Source organism: Lutimaribacter saemankumensis (genome assembly GCF_900100005.1).
GTDB classification, from domain to species: domain Bacteria; phylum Pseudomonadota; class Alphaproteobacteria; order Rhodobacterales; family Rhodobacteraceae; genus Lutimaribacter; species Lutimaribacter saemankumensis.
The window spans coordinates 289,450-304,107 of the sequence record NZ_FNEB01000002.1 but is presented as its reverse complement, the minus strand read 5'-3'; the positions used below and the strand labels follow the sequence as shown (position 1 = coordinate 304,107).

Sequence of the window (14,658 nt, the reverse complement as noted above, 5' to 3'; positions counted from 1 at the left end):
GGGTTATCCTTTCCTGATATCGTCTGCGATTTCGGTGATCACGTCATAGGCGGTGTCGATATCGTCGGCGGTGCAATCGAACTGCCCGGCCTGGAACCGGATCACGAAGGTGCCGTCGACGCGGGTCTGTGTCAGGTAGATGCGCCCGTCGTCGTTGATCCGGGTGATCATGTCCAGCGTGGCCTGTTCCGGGTCTTGTCCGGGCGGCACGAACCGGAAGGTGAAAAGCGACAGGATCGGGTCCGTCACGATCTCGAAATCGGGGGTGGCGCGCAACCGCTCACACAGCGCTTGCGACCATGCCACATGGTTGCGGATCATCTGGCGCAGCCCATCCAGCCCGTAGGCGCGGATCAGGAACCACAGCTTCAGTGCCCGGAACCGCCGGCCCAGGGGCACGGACCACTCCGAATAGTTGATGATCCCGTCAGCGCCATGGGTTTTCAGGTATTCCGGCTGGATCGCGAGGGTCCGGGTCAGCGCCTCGGGCGAGCGGATGAAATGCGCCGACAGGTCGAACTGGGTGCCCAGCCATTTATGCGGGTTGAAGACCACGCTGTCGGCCATCTCCACCCCCCGCCACAGGTCGCGGTATTCGGGGCAGATCATGGCGCTGCCGGCCCAGGCCGCGTCGACATGGGTGTAAAGCCCGTGCGCCTGGGCAACCTTGCAGACCGCCGCGATGTCGTCGCAGGCGCCCATGCCGGTCGCGCCGGTGCAGGCGATGACACCCGCAGGCAGATACCCGGCTTCGAGGTCCGCGCGGATCGCGGCGTCGAGCGCGGCGGGGTCCATGCCCCGCATCGGCCCCGGCGCCAGCGGGATGCGCACCAGGTTGGCCTGCCCGATCCCCGCGACCCAGATCGCGCGGTCGATCGAGGTATGCGCCTCGCCCGAGCAATAGATGCGCAGCGGCTTCTGGCCGGCCAGGCCGCTTGCGTTGCCGTCCCAGTCCAGCGCGCGTTCGCGCATCGTCAGAACGGCGGCCAGCGTGGCCGAGGACGCGCTGTCCTGGATCACGCCCGCGAAATCGCCCGGCAGGCCGATGGCCTGGCGCAGCCAGTCCATCATCCTGGTTTCCATCTCGGTCGCGGCTGGCGAGGTCTGCCACAGCATGCATTGCGGCGCCATCACCGTGACCAGCTGGTCGGCCAGCACCGCAGCGGGCGAGGCGTTCGACGGGAAATAGGCGAAGAACCGGGGATGCTGCCAATGGGTGATGCCCGGCATCACGATCCGCTCGAAATCGGCGATCACGTCTTCGATCGGTTGGGCGGTGTCGGGGGGCGCGTCGGGCAAGGCGGCAAGGGTGCTGCCCGGTTTGACCTGTGCACGCACCGGACGGTCGCGCAAGCCTGCGTGATACTGTGCGGCCCAGTCGGCCAGCCAATGGCCCCATTTCGGAAAATCGCCCCAGCGCATCCCGCCCTCCCTTTTGTTAACATGGTAAGTAAATCATGTTTCCGCTCCGGGCAACAGGATTTGCCGAGGCGGTTAGGGATGGCAAGCGCGGGGTGCACGCGGACATGCGCGTGTTTTCTCTTTCCACAAATATCCCTGGGGGGAGTCGCCGCTTGCGGCGGCGGGGGGCAAAGCCCCCCTGTTGACCGCCCGTGTCACCCGGCGGGCGCTGCGGTCCTGGCGGCATCGAGCGCGGCACGCAGAACCGCGCGGTCACCGATATGGTTCGCCAGGATCAGGATCAGCCGGGCGTTGAGCGCGTCGCTGTCTTCCTTGCTCAGCCCTTCATGCGCGGCCAGCAGGTCGGCATAGACATCGTCGGCCTGGGCAAGGTTCGGTTTCAGGATCAGGTCTGCCATGGGTCTTACTCCTGCCCTGTGGCGCGGCGGATCGCGGCGCGGGTGGCGGTTTCGTCGAAGCTGTCCCAGCGGGCGGCGACGTGCTGATCGGGGCGGATCAGGTAGACGGCCGATTTCGCGTCGCCCAGGTAGCGCGCAGCCAGCGCGCCCGTGGCGTCATCCGCGCCCGATAGGGCGAGGCGGATAACGGTGATGCCGGATTCGTCCAGCGTATCGGGGGCCTCGGCGTCGATCGTCAGCAGGGTGAACCGGTCGCCCAGATCGCCCAGCAGGAACCCGTTGCCAAGCGGCGCATCGGGGCAGGGCGCGCCGGGGCGCGTGCGCGCGGGACCGCCCGGCAGCGCGTCGGGCGTGTTCAGCGGCGAGCCGTCATAGGTGCAGGGCACCGACAGCCGCCCCGAGTTTACCAGCGGGCGGGCGAATTCGTATTTCTCGGACAAGTCCAGCACCGCATCGCGGAAGATCCGGCTGGTTTCGGATTTCGGCGTGATGAAATCGGTCGAGCGCGAGGAGTTGAGGATGTTTTCGTCGGCGCCGTGGACGCGTTCGGCATCATAGCTGTCCAGCAGGCTGTCGGGGGCGGTGCCGTCGATCACCATCTTCAGCTTCCAAACGAGGTTGTCGGTGTCCTGCAGCCCCGAATTTGCGCCGCGCGCGCCGAAGGGCGAAACCTGGTGCGCGCTGTCGCCGGCAAAGATCACGCGGTTATGGCGGAATTTCTCCATCCGGCGGCACTGGAACGTGTAGATCGACACCCATTCGAGATCGAATTTCACGTCCTCGCCCAGCATCGCCTTGAGGCGGGGGATGACGTTCTCGGGTTTCTTTTCCTCTTCCTTGTCGATGTCCCAGCCAAGCTGCAGGTCGATCCGCCAGACGCCATCGGGCTGCTTGTGCAGCAGCGCCGACTGGCCCTTGTTGAAGGGCGGGTCGAACCAGAACCAGCGTTCGGTCGGGAAATCGGCGTCCATGATCACGTCGGCGATCAGGAAGTTGTCTTCGAACACGCGGCCCACGAAATCGAGCCCCATCATCGCGCGGATCGGGCTGCCTGCGCCGTCGCAGGCGATCAGCCAGTCGGCCTCCAGCGTGTATTGCCCTTCGGGCGTGTCGATCAGCAGCTCGGTATGGTCGCCGCGGTCCGTGACCTTGAGCACCTTGTTCTGGCCGCGCAGTTCGATCGGCGCGCCCTCGGATTCCAGCGCGCGGGCGCGGTTCACGAGGTATTCCTCGAAATAGTATTGCTGCAGGTTGATGAAGGCGGGGCGCTGGTGGCCTTCTTCGGGCAGGAGGTTGAACTCATAGACCTTGCGATCACCGAAAAAGACCTTGCCGAGGTTCCACACGACGCCCTTGTCGACCATCTCCTGCCCGCAGCCGAGCCTGTCGAGGATTTCCAGCGGACGCTTGGCAAAGCAGATCGCGCGGCTGCCGAAGCTGACCTTGTCATTGTCATCCAGAACGATGGCCTCGATCCCCTGCTGGGCCAGGTCGATGGCGGCGGCCAGCCCGATCGGACCCGCGCCCACGATCACCACCTTGCGGCGGGCAGGCGTTTGCGCGTCCTGGTCGGGGCTGCGGGTGTAGGGGTAAAGGGGGATTTCGAAGATCTTGTTCATTCCGGCTCCTCCCGAATGAGTTTCCAAAGCGTCCAGATGAAGGTGCCGCCGAAGAACCCCCCGGCGATCATCACGATTTCGGCCCAGGCGATGCCCTTGACCCCGTGCAGGGAAAGGGCGACCGCCATCAGCACCAGCCCCGCGGCGGAAAAGCCGAGGCGGAATTTCAATTCGCCGCGTGTGGGGCCGTACTTGCTCATGCTCAGCCTTGCAGCGCTTCCCACATTTCCAGGTCGCGCTGGGCGGTCCAGATGCGGGGCGTGTCGATGCCGCGGGCCTCGTCATAGGCGCGGGCGACGTTGAAGGGCAGGCAGTGTTCATAGATCGCATAGTCGGCGAATTTGGGGTCGCAGGCTTCGCGCACCGCGTCCCACGCATCCTTGAGCGAACCGCCCTTGGCCGCCACGCGCGCGGCGGGCTTGTAAGTGCTTTCGACGAAATCGCGGGTGTTCTTGATCGCGGCGTTGACCATCTCGCGGCCCACCAGTGCGTCACCGCGGCCCGGTGCGATGGCATCCACGTCGAACCACTTGATCGCGTCCAGCGTGTCGCCCCAATCGGCGAAATGCCCGTCGCCGCAATAGCAGGCCGAGTGGTATTCCACGATATCGCCGGTGAACATCACGTTCTGGTCGGGGACGTGGATCACCGCATCGCCCGCCGTATGAGCGCGGCCCAGGTGCATGATGTCGACGCGGCGGTTGCCGAGATAGACCGTCATGCTGTCGGAGAACGTCGTGGTCGGGTAGGTCAGGCCGGGGATGCTTTCATGGCCTTCGAACAGGCGGGGGAAGCGCTGGAATTCGCTGTCCCAGTCCTCTTGCCCGCGTTCGACGACCATCGCGCGGGCGGTGTCGGACATGATGACCTGTTCGGCGCCATAGGCCGAGGCCCCCAGCACGCGCACGGCGTGGTAATGCGTCAGCACCAGGTGGCTGATCGGCTTGTCCGTCACCTCGCGCACCTTTTCGATCACCTTGTTGGCAAGGCGCGGAGTGGCCTGTGCCTCGACGATCATCACGCTGTCGTCGCCGATGATGACACCGGAATTGGGGTCGCCTTCGGCGGTGAAGGCCCAGAGGCCCTCGCCGACTTCGGTGAAGGAGATGTTCTTTTCGGTCATGTCGCCTTGCGATGCGAATGCCTTGGCCATGTGTTCGTTCCTTTTCGTCGCTGCCGGGCCATGGCCCGGCCTTGTGTGCCGGTGGGTAGGGCGGGGTTCACCCCGCCGCCCGCGTCATCGTTCGTAGGGGTTTTCCAGTGCTGGCAGGATCTGGCCCACGCAATCGCCGAAGCCGATCGTGTAGCCTTCGCCGCGCGCCGCGCCGTGCAGGGTCAGGGTGTCGCCGTCTTCCAGGAATGACCGCTGATCCCCGCTGTCGAGCGTCAGCGGCTCCTTGCCGCCCCAGCTGAGTTCCAGCAGCGATCCGCGATTGCCCTTTTCGGGGCCCGACACGGTGCCCGACCCCAGAAGGTCGCCGGGATTCATCGGGCAGCCGCTGGTGGTGTGATGGGCGAGTTGCTGGGCCGCGCTGTAATACATCTCGTTATAGTTGGTGTTCGAGATGACCGTGGCTGGCTTGCCCTCGGGGGCAAGGCTGACCCAGAGGTCGATGTCATACAGCATCGGCCCGGTGTCTTTCAGGTGCGGCAGCAACTCGACCTCGCGTTCGGGGCAATCCGTGCGGAACGGTTCGAGCGCGGCCTTGGTCACGATCCAGGGGCTGATCGTGGTCGCGGTCGCCTTGGCCTGGAACGGGCCGAGCGGCTGGTATTCCCAGGCCTGGATGTCGCGCGCCGACCAGTCGTTCAGCAGCACGTAGCCAAAGATCATGTCGTCGGCTTCGTCCACAGTCACCGGGCCATCGCTGCCAGTGCCGACGATGGCACCCATTTCAAGCTCCAGATCGAACCGGCGGCAGGGCAGGAAGGCGGGTTTTTCGTGCTCGGGCGATTTCAGCTGGCCCCAGGGGCGGCGCACGGGCGTGCCCGAAACCACCACCGAAGACGCGCGCCCGTTATATCCGATCGGGATGTGCAGCCAGTTGGGCGGCAGCGCGTTTTCCGGCCCGCGGAACATCGTGCCCACATTGAAGGCGTGATGTTTCCCGGCGTAGAAATCGGTGTATTCGGCCACGAGGAAGGGCAGGTGCATCACGGCATCCTTTGCCGCGACCAGCATCGGTTCGACCTGCGCCTGCTCTTCCGCACCTTCGGCCAGCAGCTCTGTCAGGCGGGCGCGCAGTTTCGCCCAGAGTTCCGGGCCTTCCTCCATCACCTCGTTCCAGAACGGCACGTCGAAAAGCGGGCCTGTGCCCATGTCGATCAGGCCGGCCTCTTCGGCTTCGCGGCAGTCGAGGATCATGTCACCGATCGCGACCCCGCAGCGCGGGTCGGCATCGCCCACGGAAAAGACGCCGTAGGGCAGGTTGTTCAGCGGAAAGGGATGGTCGGGCGCGTTGGCCGTTTCGACCCAGCTTTTCATCAATGGCATATGGTGTCCTGTTCGTCTGTATGTCTGCGTTCGCGTTTCAGGTGGGTTGGGCGTCGGGCTGGTTTTCCGGCATGCCCCGCTGCGCCGCGTCGATTTCGCGGGCGCGGTCGTCGATTTCGACCAGCCGCTGGAAAGGCGTCAGATCGAGCCCCCATCGGCGGGCGTTGACCATCTGCCCCACCAGGCAAAGGTCGGCCATGCCGATGCTGTCACCGAAACAGAAGGGCGTATCCGGCCGGATCAGTTGCTGGAAGGCGGTAAAGCCCTCGTTCATCCAGTGGCACATCCAGTCGACGGTTTCATCCTGGCTGTGCCCCAGCGTGCCCTTGAGATAGCCAAGAACCTTGAGGTTGTTGACCGGGTGGATATCTAGCGCGATGGCGTGGGCCGCCGCATCGACCAGCGCACGCTCTTTCGGGTTGGCAGGATAGAGCGGCGGTTCGGGCCAGACCGTGTCGATGTAATCGAGGATCGCCATCGACTGCGTCAGCGCGGTGCCGTCATCCAGAACCAGAGTCGGCACGCCCTTCATCGGGTTCAGCGCGGCATAGCTGTCGGCCTTTTGCTCGCCCTTGGGCAGGTCGATGGTTTCGATCTCGTAATCGACGCCCTTTAGGTTCAGCGCGATGCGGACGCGCACCGAGGTGGTCGAGCGCCAGTAGCTGTAAAGTTTCATGTATCCTCCCAGGATATGCGGTCAGTCGCCGCCGTCCCCGCCATCCGGTCCGGCAGGGCCGCCGCCATCCCCATCGCTATGCCCATAACGGCCGCCCGTCCACCCGTCGCCATCCCTGCGGTGACTGGTGCGGCGCGTCCGGCCCTTGCGGTTCTGCATCGCGATGGCCGCGACGATCACCGCAAGGACGACGATGACGATGGCGCTGTCGTTCATTTCTTGCCGGGGGTGCCGTCGAATTTCTTTTCGAGATCCGTCCAGCAATCGATGTAATCGTCCTGCAGCGGCGCCTCGTTCGCGGCAAATGCCGTGAGGTGCTGCGGGAAGCGGGTTTCGAACATGAACGACATCGTGTTTTCCAGCTTTTCCGCCTTGAGATCGGCGTTCGACGCACCTTCGAAGGCGTTCTTGTCGGGCCCGTGCGGCAGCATCATGTTGTGCAGCGACATGCCGCCCGGAACAAAGCCCTGCGGTTTCGCGTCGTACTGGCCATAAATGTTGCCCATCAGTTCGGACATGATGTTCTTGTGGTACCACGGCGGGCGGAACGTGTCCTCGGCCACCATCCAGCGTTCGCGGAACAGCACGAAATCGATATTCGCCGTGCCGGGCACACCCGAAGGCGCGGTCAGCACCGTAAAGATCGACGGATCGGGGTGGTCGAACAGGATCGCGCCGACCGGGCAGTAGTTGCGCAGGTCGTACTTGTAGGGCGCGTAGTTGCCGTGCCAGGCGACAACGTCCAGCGGGCTTTGCGGGATGTCGGTGCGATGGAACTGCCCGCACCACTTGACGGTCAGGGTCGAGGGCACCTCGCGGTCTTCGTAGGCGGCAACGGGGGCCTTGAAGTCGCGCGGGTTGGCCAGGCAGTTGGCGCCGATCGGGCCACGGCCGGGCAGCTCGAATTTCTGGCCGTAGTTTTCGCAGACAAACCCGCGGCACGGCCCTTCGAGCACCTCGACACGGTACACGAGGCCGCGCGGGATGATGGCGATTTCCTTTGGCTCGAGGTCGATGATCCCTAGCTCGGTGGCGAAACGCAGCCGGCCTTCCTGCGGGACGACCAGCAATTCGCTGTCGGCCGAGAAGAAGTATTCATCCTTCATCGACTCGGTCACCAGGTAGATATGGCTGGCCATGCCCACCTGGGTGTTGACGTCGCCTGCCGTGGTCATGGTGCGCATGCCCGTCAGCCAGTTCAGGCCCTCGTCGGTGTGGGGCACCGGATCCCAGCGGTACTGGCCAAGCGAAATCACGTCCGGGTCCACATGCGGCGCGGATTTCCAGTAGGGCAGGTCGATCTTCTGGTAGCGGTGCGAATGCTTGACGCTGGGCCGGATGCGATAGGTCCAGGTGCGTTCGGGCGGGTTGGCCGTGAAGGCCGTACCCGAAAGCTGTTCGCCGTAAAGGCCGTAATTGCATTTCTGCGGGCTGTTCATGCCCTGTGGCAGGGCACCGGGCAGCGCCTCGGTTTCAAAGTCGTTGGCAAAGCCGGGCATGTATCCGGGCGTGGTGCCGACCGGCGTCGGGGCCTGGACCAGCCCATGGGATTTGGTCTGCTGATTCATTGCGCGTCCTCCTGTTTCGTTGCGGAGCTAATGGTTGATTTTGTAACTAACAACCGCCCTCCGCAGGATGTGATCGCAGGTCTTTCGCCTGCATCCTTGGACGCATTCTAACACGAATCGAAGCCGTCCGCTTTCGTTGCGCTTGAAATGGTTGTATGTGTAACCGATAGGCGGAGGCGCGCACATGCAACACGACGATTTCGATCTGCAGGACTTCCTGCCCTACCTGCTGAACCAGGCCGCCGAGGCCAGCAGCCTCGAGTTTCAGCAAGTCTACAAGGATCGCTATGGCATGCTGCGCACGGAATGGCGGGTTCTGTTCCACCTGGGCATTTACGGGCGGATGAGCGCCAAGGAAATCGGCCAGCGGTCGAAGATGCACAAGACCAAGATCAGCCGCGCGGTTCAGAAGCTGGCCGAACGCCGATTTCTGACCCGGACGACCGACGATCAGGATCGGCGGCTGGAATGGCTCGAGCTGACGACACAGGGCGGCAAGGCCTATCGCGACCTGCGGGCGATCGCGATGCAATACGATGCCGGTTTGTCGCAGAAACTGACCGACCGGGAAAACGCGGTGTTGCGGCAGGCGTTGCGCAAGCTGGCGCAACAGGGGTGAAAACCCGCTTTACATTCTTACGGCGTCCACGCCAGATGCGCCCATGTCCGACCAACTCAAAGGCCTGATCATCACCGCTCTGGGCGTCCTCATGGTCGTGCCGGATTCCCTTTTCGTGCGGTTGATCGATGCCGATGCGCTGGTCATCGCCTTCTGGCGCAACGCGGTGTCGGGGATACTGATCCTGTTGGGCGTTCTGATCTGGCAGGGCACCCGGCCCTACCGCGCGCTGCCGGGCACCGGTATCTACGGGCTGATTTACGTGATCGCGGTGGGCGGGGCGGGGGTTATGTTTCCGCTGGCGGTCAGCCTGACATCGGTGGCGAATGTCGTCTTCATCATCGCCGCGCTTCCTGTTTTCGCGGCGATCTATTCCTGGGTTTTCCTGGGCGAAGGGATCTCGCGCCGGATGGTGCTGACGATGATCGCCGTGGCGATGGGGCTTGGCATCCTGGCCTACGGCTCTGGCGAAACGAAAGGTGCGCATTGGACAGGCGACGTGACCGCGCTGGGCGTCGCGGCACTGTTTGCCGCCGGGCTGACCGCCGCGCGCAAGGTGCGCAACGTGTCGATGGTGGCGGCCGTTCCCATCGGTTATCTCGGTGCAAGCCTGCTGCTGTCGCCCTTCATCGCACCGATGAGCATCGCCGACGGTCAGTGGCACCTCGTGCTGTTTCACGGCGCGTTCATCGCGGGCAGTTCGATCGGCCTGGCGCTGGGGCCGCGTTATATCCCGTCGGCCGAGGTGGGGTTGCTGATTCTGCTGGAATCCGTGCTGGCGCCGCTTTTGGCCTGGGCCGTCATTGGCGAAGATCCGGGGCCCTATGCCCTGCTGGGCGGGGCGGTGGTGATCGGTGCGCTGGCGGTGTCGAACGCAATCGCTCTGACGCGGCGACGCGCCTGATCTTCATCTTGCCTGAAATACTCCGGGGGTTTGGGGGCAGCGCCCCCAATGCCCGCCCCGGCCAGAGCCGGGCCTGGATCAGAAGTCGACGTTGACGCCAGGCAGGTTCAGCGCCTTCATCAGGTCGCGCAATTCCTGCCGGGCGGCCACGTTCGAGATATTGAGCTGCTTTACCCCGATATCGCGCAGGTCGAGCAGGGTCAGGCCGCGGGGGAACAGCTCGCGGAAGATGACCCGCTCGTTGAAGCCCGGCGCGACGCGGAACCCGATACGCTTGGCCAGGTTGTCGAGCGCCTTGCCCATCTTTTCCTTGTTGACCATCTGCTGCGCACCCACGCGGTTGCGCAACACCACCCAGTCGATGGGCTGCAGCCCGGCCTGGGCGCGCAACTGGCGGGCGTTCCACACCATCTCGGAATAGACCGACGGGCCGATGATCTTCATCCCGTCGCTGTCGACATGCGCCAGCAGGTCGAAATCGATGAAGCTGTCGTTGAGCGGCGTGATCAGCGTGTCGGCCAGCGAATGCGCCACCTGGCTGAGCCGCGTATGCGAGCCGGGGCAGTCGATCAGGATGAAATCCTTGTCACGTTCCAGGCTGGCCACGGCCGCGGCAAGCCGCTGGTCATAAGGGTTCTCGCCCGGCCGCAGAGCTTCCTGGTCGACTTCGGGGAGGTTGCGGTACTCGGCCGACGGCAGATCGAGCCCCTCGCTTTCGCAGAATTTCTTGCGGTTATGGGCATAGCGGCCAAAGGTTTTCTGCCGCAGGTCCAGATCCAGGGCGCCGACCTTGTGACCCAGGCGCGCCAGCGCCGTCGCCACATGCATCGACACGGTGGATTTTCCCGCGCCGCCCTTTTCGTTGCCGACCACGATGATATGCGCCATGCCTGCCTTCGCCCCTTATCTTGCCGCGCGTCGCAATTGCCCCACAGGATATGGTGTAAGGAGCGTTTTGCAAAGCACGGATCGCCTGTTCTTGGCGCTGCTTTCGCATCTGTTGCAGAAATATGGAAGGGGGCATGCGCATGACGGGCCCCGAAATGAAAAACGCCGCCCCGAAAGGAGCGGCGTTTTCGTTTTCACGCTTTGGCGCGGGATCAGAAGCCCAGGCCTGCGTACTTGTTCTTGAACTTGGAAACGCGGCCGCCGGCATCCATCAGGCGCGAGGAGCCACCGGTCCAGGCCGGGTGCACCGACGGGTCGATGTCGAGCGACAGGGTGTCGCCTTCGGCGCCCCAGGTCGAACGCATCTGAACGATGGTGCCATCGGTCATCTTGACGTCGATGAAGTGGTAGTCGGGATGGGTGTCTTTTTTCATCTCGCCAATCCTTATGCTTCTGCGCCGGACTTCGGCTTGTAGTTGGAAACTTCCGCGATACGGGCCGATTTGCCGCGGCGCGAACGCAGGTAGTAGAGCTTGGCGCGGCGCACACGGCCACGGCGCACAACCTCGATATGTTCGATGTTGGTCGAATAGAGCGGGAACACACGTTCCACGCCTTCGCCGAAGGAAATCTTGCGCACGGTGAACGATGCGTCGATGCCTTCGCCGCCCTTGCGGCTGATGCAGACGCCTTCGTAGTTCTGAACGCGGGTACGGGTGCCTTCGGTCACCTTGTAGCCGACGCGAATGGTGTCGCCGGCCTTGAAGTCGGGGATGGTTTTCCCCAGCGAGGCGATCTGTTCCGCCTCGAGTTGCTTGATCAGATCCATCTGACCGTCTCCTGATCTGCTTGCGGTTTGTTCCGCAAAGGTGTCTCGCGTCCTCAGAGCTCTTGGTCTTCTTCCGGGTCCGGCCGTGCCGCCCGCCAGAGGTCAGGTCGTCGTTGCTTTGTCTCGTCTGTCTGCGCCGTAGCCCGCCGCCGAAGAAAACAGCAGGCGCAAAACGCAAAAATGCCCGGCGACTCGGAAAGAGCCGCGGACGGGCGGTGTATAGGGGCTGCGGCCCGGTCTGGCAAGGGTCAAGCTTGGCCGATGCGGATGAGCGCGCAAGCGCGCACAGGCTTGTCTCGCCTGCGCCCTTACGGGCTCCGGCTCGGGCCGCGGGTGGAGGGCGCAGTGGTCCTGTCTGACGGCGCTCTGCCTTGCCGCGTCAGGAATGAGTATTTCCGGCAAGATGAAGCCTGTGGATCAGCTTTTTCCGTCTGTCCTGCCCTTGTAGGCCGACCACAGATCGGGGCGGCGCTGGCGCGTCAGATCCTCGGCCATGCGGCGCCGCCATTTCGCGATTTCGCCGTGATGGCCGGACATCAGCACATCGGGGATCGGCAGCCCCTTCCATTCGGCGGGCCGGGTGTATTGCGGATGTTCCAGCAGGCCGTCGGAGTGGCTTTCTTCGGCGGTGCTGTCGGCATTGCCCAGGACGCCCGGCAGCAGGCGCACGGTGGCGTCCAGCATCGCCTGTGCCGCGATTTCACCGCCGGTCAGGACGAAATCGCCAAGCGACACCTCGGCGATGCGGTAATGATCGAGCACGCGCTGATCGAGCCCTTCGAAGCGGCCGCAGATCAGCGTGACGCCCGGCAGCGTCGCCCAGTCGCGCGCCATCTGCTGGTCGAAGCGGCGGCCGCGCGGCGAGAGATAGACGAGCGGTCCGGGATTGCGCCCCAGCGCATGGTCGATCACGCGGCCCATGACGTCCGGGCGCAACACCATGCCGGCCCCGCCGCCCGCGGGCGTGTCATCGACATTGCGGTGCTTGCCCTCTCCGAAGTCGCGCAGATCGACGGTTTCGAGCTGCCAGATCCCTTCCTTCAGCGCCTTTCCGGTCAGGCTTTCGCCCAGAACGCCGGGAAATGCCTGCGGGAAAAGCGTGATCACCTGCGCCGTCCAGGCGCGGGCGAGGCGGGTTTCCTCCATCAGGTCGCGTGGCTTGAGCGAGGCGGCGATGGATTTCCGGCCGTGGGATCGGGGTGTCTGGGTCATGGGCGTGGCTATAATATGAAAGCCGGGGGCGGGCCAGAGGGCGTGTCAGCCGTCGTTCCGGTCGCGTGCGCGCCGTTCGGCATCCTCGATGCGGTGCGGTGCCTCGTTCAACAGGGTCTCGACCCGTTGAGCGCGGGCGGCCCAACCTCGCAAGCGCCAGACGCCCCAGGCGGTGGCGCAGGCGGTAATAAGCAATGGCATCCAGATCGGCAGGGCCGGTGGCTCTGCTGCCGTGGCAAGCCAGTGGCCCAGCCAATAGCACAGGCCCGCGAGTGCCAGTTGGATCACGCCGGCGGCAAGCAGGTTGCCCTTGCTGTGCAGGTCGCGCCCGGTGCCCAGCAGGAACGCCAGAAACAGGGCCGCGAAGACCGGGATTGTCGCAAGCGGCTGCCCCGCCCATCCGGCCAGCACCGGCCCGCCATAGAAGGGCAGAAGGATCGCGATCAGCAGGAACCAGTTGCGCGTCATGCAACTAACCTTGCTGCAGTAGCGCCTGTTTGGCCAGTTTGCGTGCCGTGCGGTCGGAGATCGTGCGGTTGATTTCAAGCAGCCTTTTCAGGGTTTCCGGGGCGAGCCGCGCGTTGCGCGCGGGGACCGGCGTCAACGCCGCCCATGTCGCGTCGGGCAGATCGAAGAGGCCCAGGATCGGATCGGCCGGACCTGTGTCCAGCGCGATGTCGTGGACAGGGAAGGGTGCTACTGCCTGCGCCACGCGCGCGGCGATTTCGGACAGGTCAGCGCCCGGGCCTATGCGGGCGGCATAGTCGGCGAAATCTTCGGTCATGGACGAGGATTTGACATGCTCCCAATAGCTGCTTTCCAGCCAGGCATCGCGCGCGCGGGTCGTCAGCACGAAGTGCAGATCCGGGCGACCCCAGATCCGTTCGGCCGCATGGGCGATCTCGGTCAGCAGCACGGGTGCGGCGGAATAGTCGTCGATCCCGTCCCGGCCCGGCATGTGGCCGCACAGCTCTTCGGCCGACAGGATCAGGCCGCGCCGCCTGACGCCTGGCAGCCCGGCGAAAACGGTTTCGATCCGGTGTGCGAATTTCGCCAGCGTCAGAGGGTCGCGCCATGTCGAATACCCGCGCGCGGCGTGCAGGACGTCCCTGATGCGCGGTTTCAGAACGATGGCCATATGCGGTTTGAGATGCGGCCGGTTCGCTTTCAGGAATGCCTGCACGGTCGATGTGCCGGTTTTGTGGAAACCGGCATGGATGACGATCGGGGCTGTCATTTTCTGCCCTGCGCGCGCCATTCCTCCATCACCGCCTTTTTCGCGGCAACCCATGCGTCATGGCCGAGGTCCGACCGGTTGAGCGCCAGCATCCGGTCGAGGACATGATCCGGGAAGGAGGGGTTCGAGGGCGGCAGCGCGGTCAGGCGTGCCCGCAGCTTTTCGGGTGCCTGCATGACGTCGAGCAGCGGCGACATCGGGCCCAGCGGATCGCCCGCGCAGCTTTCCAGCGTGGCATGACGGACCGGCGCGCGCACCGCGTTGGCGATGGCGGTGACCGCCCCGGCCAGGTCGCCGTGGGGCTGCATTCGGGCAAGATATGCCTCGCGGTCCTCGGTGAACCGGATGGCGCGCACATGCTGGGCATAGGTGCTGCGAAGCCAGGGTTTTGTGTCACGGGTGGTGAAGAAGAACGTGATCTGCGGGTCGGGCAGGCAATCCCGTGCGACCTGTTCCAGCACCGCCATCAGGCGCGGCGCCGCGTCATAGCCCGTAAGCCCGAAGCGCCCCGGCATATGCCCCGACAGATCTTCCGAGCTGACGGCCAGCGGGCGGGGATCGTCCGGGTCGAGCGTTTCGAAAAGCTGCGCGGCCTCATAGGTGAAAAAGCCAAGCTCGGCCGGATCCTGTTTCAGGGAAAAGGCGCGCGCGGCCTCGCACAGGGCGGGGATCTGGCGGCGGGTCAGGATGCGGAAGTGTCGGGCGAGGCGCTTGCCGTTGCGGCGCATCATGTGCTGGATGCTGGTGGTTCCGGTCTTGTGGAACCCTGCATGCACGACGATGCGCATCGGA

At 64.6% G+C, this 14,658-nt stretch carries 18 protein-coding genes; 2 read left to right on the top strand and 16 right to left on the bottom strand.

Translation table 11 applies throughout. The features are described from left to right. Nucleotides 1-3 precede the first annotated feature (3 nt). The 9 genes from BLT50_RS06170 to hmgA form a co-directional block, all read right to left on the bottom strand. A complete protein-coding gene (locus BLT50_RS06170) occupies nt 4-1,422 on the bottom strand; it encodes a pyridoxal phosphate-dependent decarboxylase family protein (protein ID WP_090027669.1) in 1,419 nt (472 codons plus the stop codon). A gap of 194 nt (nt 1,423-1,616) precedes the next feature. After that, nucleotides 1,617-1,820: a DUF2783 domain-containing protein gene (locus tag BLT50_RS06165; RefSeq protein ID WP_090027667.1), complete on the bottom strand. Its 204-nt coding sequence runs from the start codon at nt 1,818-1,820 to the stop codon at nt 1,617-1,619. A gap of 5 nt (nt 1,821-1,825) precedes the next feature. Further along, nucleotides 1,826-3,439, bottom strand: coding sequence for an FAD-dependent oxidoreductase (locus BLT50_RS06160; RefSeq protein WP_090027664.1), 1,614 nt, complete (start codon nt 3,437-3,439; stop codon nt 1,826-1,828). Further along, nucleotides 3,436-3,639, bottom strand: a complete 204-nt coding sequence (locus BLT50_RS06155) for a hypothetical protein (RefSeq protein WP_090027661.1) — start codon at nt 3,637-3,639, stop codon at nt 3,436-3,438. Before BLT50_RS06155 ends, BLT50_RS06160 begins: the two co-directional genes overlap by 4 nt. Nucleotides 3,640-3,641: 2 nt before the next feature. Beyond that, nucleotides 3,642-4,592 (bottom strand): MBL fold metallo-hydrolase, encoded by a 951-nt coding sequence (locus tag BLT50_RS06150; protein WP_090027659.1) that lies wholly within the window; start codon nt 4,590-4,592, stop codon nt 3,642-3,644. A gap of 84 nt (nt 4,593-4,676) precedes the next feature. Beyond that, nucleotides 4,677-5,933, bottom strand: coding sequence for a fumarylacetoacetase (fahA, locus tag BLT50_RS06145; RefSeq protein WP_090027657.1), 1,257 nt, complete (start codon nt 5,931-5,933; stop codon nt 4,677-4,679). Nucleotides 5,934-5,970: 37 nt separating this feature from the next. Continuing rightward, nucleotides 5,971-6,609, bottom strand: a complete 639-nt coding sequence (maiA, locus tag BLT50_RS06140) for a maleylacetoacetate isomerase (protein ID WP_090027655.1) — start codon at nt 6,607-6,609, stop codon at nt 5,971-5,973. A 21-nt stretch (nt 6,610-6,630) separates the two neighbouring features. Continuing rightward, nucleotides 6,631-6,825 carry a hypothetical protein gene (locus BLT50_RS06135; protein ID WP_090027652.1) on the bottom strand — a complete coding sequence of 65 codons (195 nt, stop codon included), beginning with the start codon at nt 6,823-6,825 and terminating at the stop codon, nt 6,631-6,633. After that, nucleotides 6,822-8,177, bottom strand: a complete 1,356-nt coding sequence (hmgA, locus tag BLT50_RS06130; RefSeq protein ID WP_090027650.1) for a homogentisate 1,2-dioxygenase — start codon at nt 8,175-8,177, stop codon at nt 6,822-6,824. The genes BLT50_RS06135 and hmgA overlap by 4 nt, the downstream gene beginning before the upstream one ends. A 184-nt stretch (nt 8,178-8,361) precedes the next feature. Here hmgA and BLT50_RS06125 point away from each other — a divergent pair, with 184 nt between their 5' ends. Beyond that, nucleotides 8,362-8,796: a MarR family winged helix-turn-helix transcriptional regulator gene (locus BLT50_RS06125; protein ID WP_090027648.1), complete on the top strand. Its 435-nt coding sequence runs from the start codon at nt 8,362-8,364 to the stop codon at nt 8,794-8,796. A 43-nt stretch (nt 8,797-8,839) separates the two neighbouring features. Next, on the top strand, nt 8,840-9,700 hold the full coding sequence (locus tag BLT50_RS06120) for a DMT family transporter (RefSeq protein WP_090027645.1): 861 nt from the start codon (nt 8,840-8,842) through the stop codon (nt 9,698-9,700). Nucleotides 9,701-9,778: 78 nt separating this feature from the next. Here BLT50_RS06120 and BLT50_RS06115 read toward each other — a convergent pair whose 3' ends face one another. The 7 genes from BLT50_RS06115 to BLT50_RS06085 form a co-directional block, all read right to left on the bottom strand. After that, nucleotides 9,779-10,588 carry a division plane positioning ATPase MipZ gene (locus tag BLT50_RS06115; RefSeq protein ID WP_090027643.1) on the bottom strand — a complete coding sequence of 270 codons (810 nt, stop codon included), beginning with the start codon at nt 10,586-10,588 and terminating at the stop codon, nt 9,779-9,781. Between the two features lie 212 nt (nt 10,589-10,800). Next, entirely contained in the window at nt 10,801-11,022 is a 222-nt protein-coding gene (gene rpmE / locus BLT50_RS06110; protein WP_090027640.1) for a 50S ribosomal protein L31, read from the bottom strand. Between the two features lie 11 nt (nt 11,023-11,033). Beyond that, entirely contained in the window at nt 11,034-11,417 is a 384-nt protein-coding gene (gene rplS / locus BLT50_RS06105) for a 50S ribosomal protein L19 (protein WP_090027638.1), read from the bottom strand. Between the two features lie 417 nt (nt 11,418-11,834). Further along, the gene (gene trmD, locus BLT50_RS06100) at nt 11,835-12,629 is read right to left on the bottom strand and encodes a tRNA (guanosine(37)-N1)-methyltransferase TrmD (RefSeq protein WP_090027635.1); all 795 of its coding nucleotides are present in this window, start codon (nt 12,627-12,629) and stop codon (nt 11,835-11,837) included. Nucleotides 12,630-12,674: 45 nt separating this feature from the next. Continuing rightward, nucleotides 12,675-13,097, bottom strand: a complete 423-nt coding sequence (locus BLT50_RS06095) for a hypothetical protein (protein WP_090027630.1) — start codon at nt 13,095-13,097, stop codon at nt 12,675-12,677. A 4-nt stretch (nt 13,098-13,101) separates the two neighbouring features. Continuing rightward, nucleotides 13,102-13,866, bottom strand: coding sequence for a sulfotransferase (locus BLT50_RS06090; RefSeq protein WP_139170478.1), 765 nt, complete (start codon nt 13,864-13,866; stop codon nt 13,102-13,104). Next, nucleotides 13,863-14,654 carry a hypothetical protein gene (locus BLT50_RS06085; RefSeq protein ID WP_090027625.1) on the bottom strand — a complete coding sequence of 264 codons (792 nt, stop codon included), beginning with the start codon at nt 14,652-14,654 and terminating at the stop codon, nt 13,863-13,865. Before BLT50_RS06085 ends, BLT50_RS06090 begins: the two co-directional genes overlap by 4 nt. Between the last annotated feature and the right edge of the window lie 4 nt (nt 14,655-14,658).

Bases quoted from the DNA above. Each gene is read 5' to 3' on its own strand.
- hmgA (WP_090027650.1), bottom strand. From the start codon at position 8,177: ATGAATCAGCAGACCAAATCCCATGGGCTGGTCCAGGCCCCGACGCCG.
- BLT50_RS06170 (WP_090027669.1), bottom strand. From the start codon at position 1,422: ATGCGCTGGGGCGATTTTCCGAAATGGGGCCATTGGCTGGCCGACTGG.
- BLT50_RS06120 (WP_090027645.1), top strand. From the start codon at position 8,840: ATGTCCGACCAACTCAAAGGCCTGATCATCACCGCTCTGGGCGTCCTC.
- BLT50_RS06115 (WP_090027643.1), bottom strand. From the start codon at position 10,588: ATGGCGCATATCATCGTGGTCGGCAACGAAAAGGGCGGCGCGGGAAAA.
- BLT50_RS06135 (WP_090027652.1), bottom strand. From the start codon at position 6,825: ATGAACGACAGCGCCATCGTCATCGTCGTCCTTGCGGTGATCGTCGCG.
- BLT50_RS06085 (WP_090027625.1), bottom strand. From the start codon at position 14,654: ATGCGCATCGTCGTGCATGCAGGGTTCCACAAGACCGGAACCACCAGC.
- fahA (WP_090027657.1), bottom strand. From the start codon at position 5,933: ATGCCATTGATGAAAAGCTGGGTCGAAACGGCCAACGCGCCCGACCAT.
- BLT50_RS06165 (WP_090027667.1), bottom strand. From the start codon at position 1,820: ATGGCAGACCTGATCCTGAAACCGAACCTTGCCCAGGCCGACGATGTC.
- BLT50_RS06160 (WP_090027664.1), bottom strand. From the start codon at position 3,439: ATGAACAAGATCTTCGAAATCCCCCTTTACCCCTACACCCGCAGCCCC.
- BLT50_RS06155 (WP_090027661.1), bottom strand. From the start codon at position 3,639: ATGAGCAAGTACGGCCCCACACGCGGCGAATTGAAATTCCGCCTCGGC.
- BLT50_RS06150 (WP_090027659.1), bottom strand. From the start codon at position 4,592: ATGGCCAAGGCATTCGCATCGCAAGGCGACATGACCGAAAAGAACATC.
- rpmE (WP_090027640.1), bottom strand. From the start codon at position 11,022: ATGAAAAAAGACACCCATCCCGACTACCACTTCATCGACGTCAAGATG.
- BLT50_RS06125 (WP_090027648.1), top strand. From the start codon at position 8,362: ATGCAACACGACGATTTCGATCTGCAGGACTTCCTGCCCTACCTGCTG.
- maiA (WP_090027655.1), bottom strand. From the start codon at position 6,609: ATGAAACTTTACAGCTACTGGCGCTCGACCACCTCGGTGCGCGTCCGC.
- BLT50_RS06090 (WP_139170478.1), bottom strand. From the start codon at position 13,866: ATGACAGCCCCGATCGTCATCCATGCCGGTTTCCACAAAACCGGCACA.
- trmD (WP_090027635.1), bottom strand. From the start codon at position 12,629: ATGACCCAGACACCCCGATCCCACGGCCGGAAATCCATCGCCGCCTCG.
- BLT50_RS06095 (WP_090027630.1), bottom strand. From the start codon at position 13,097: ATGACGCGCAACTGGTTCCTGCTGATCGCGATCCTTCTGCCCTTCTAT.
- rplS (WP_090027638.1), bottom strand. From the start codon at position 11,417: ATGGATCTGATCAAGCAACTCGAGGCGGAACAGATCGCCTCGCTGGGG.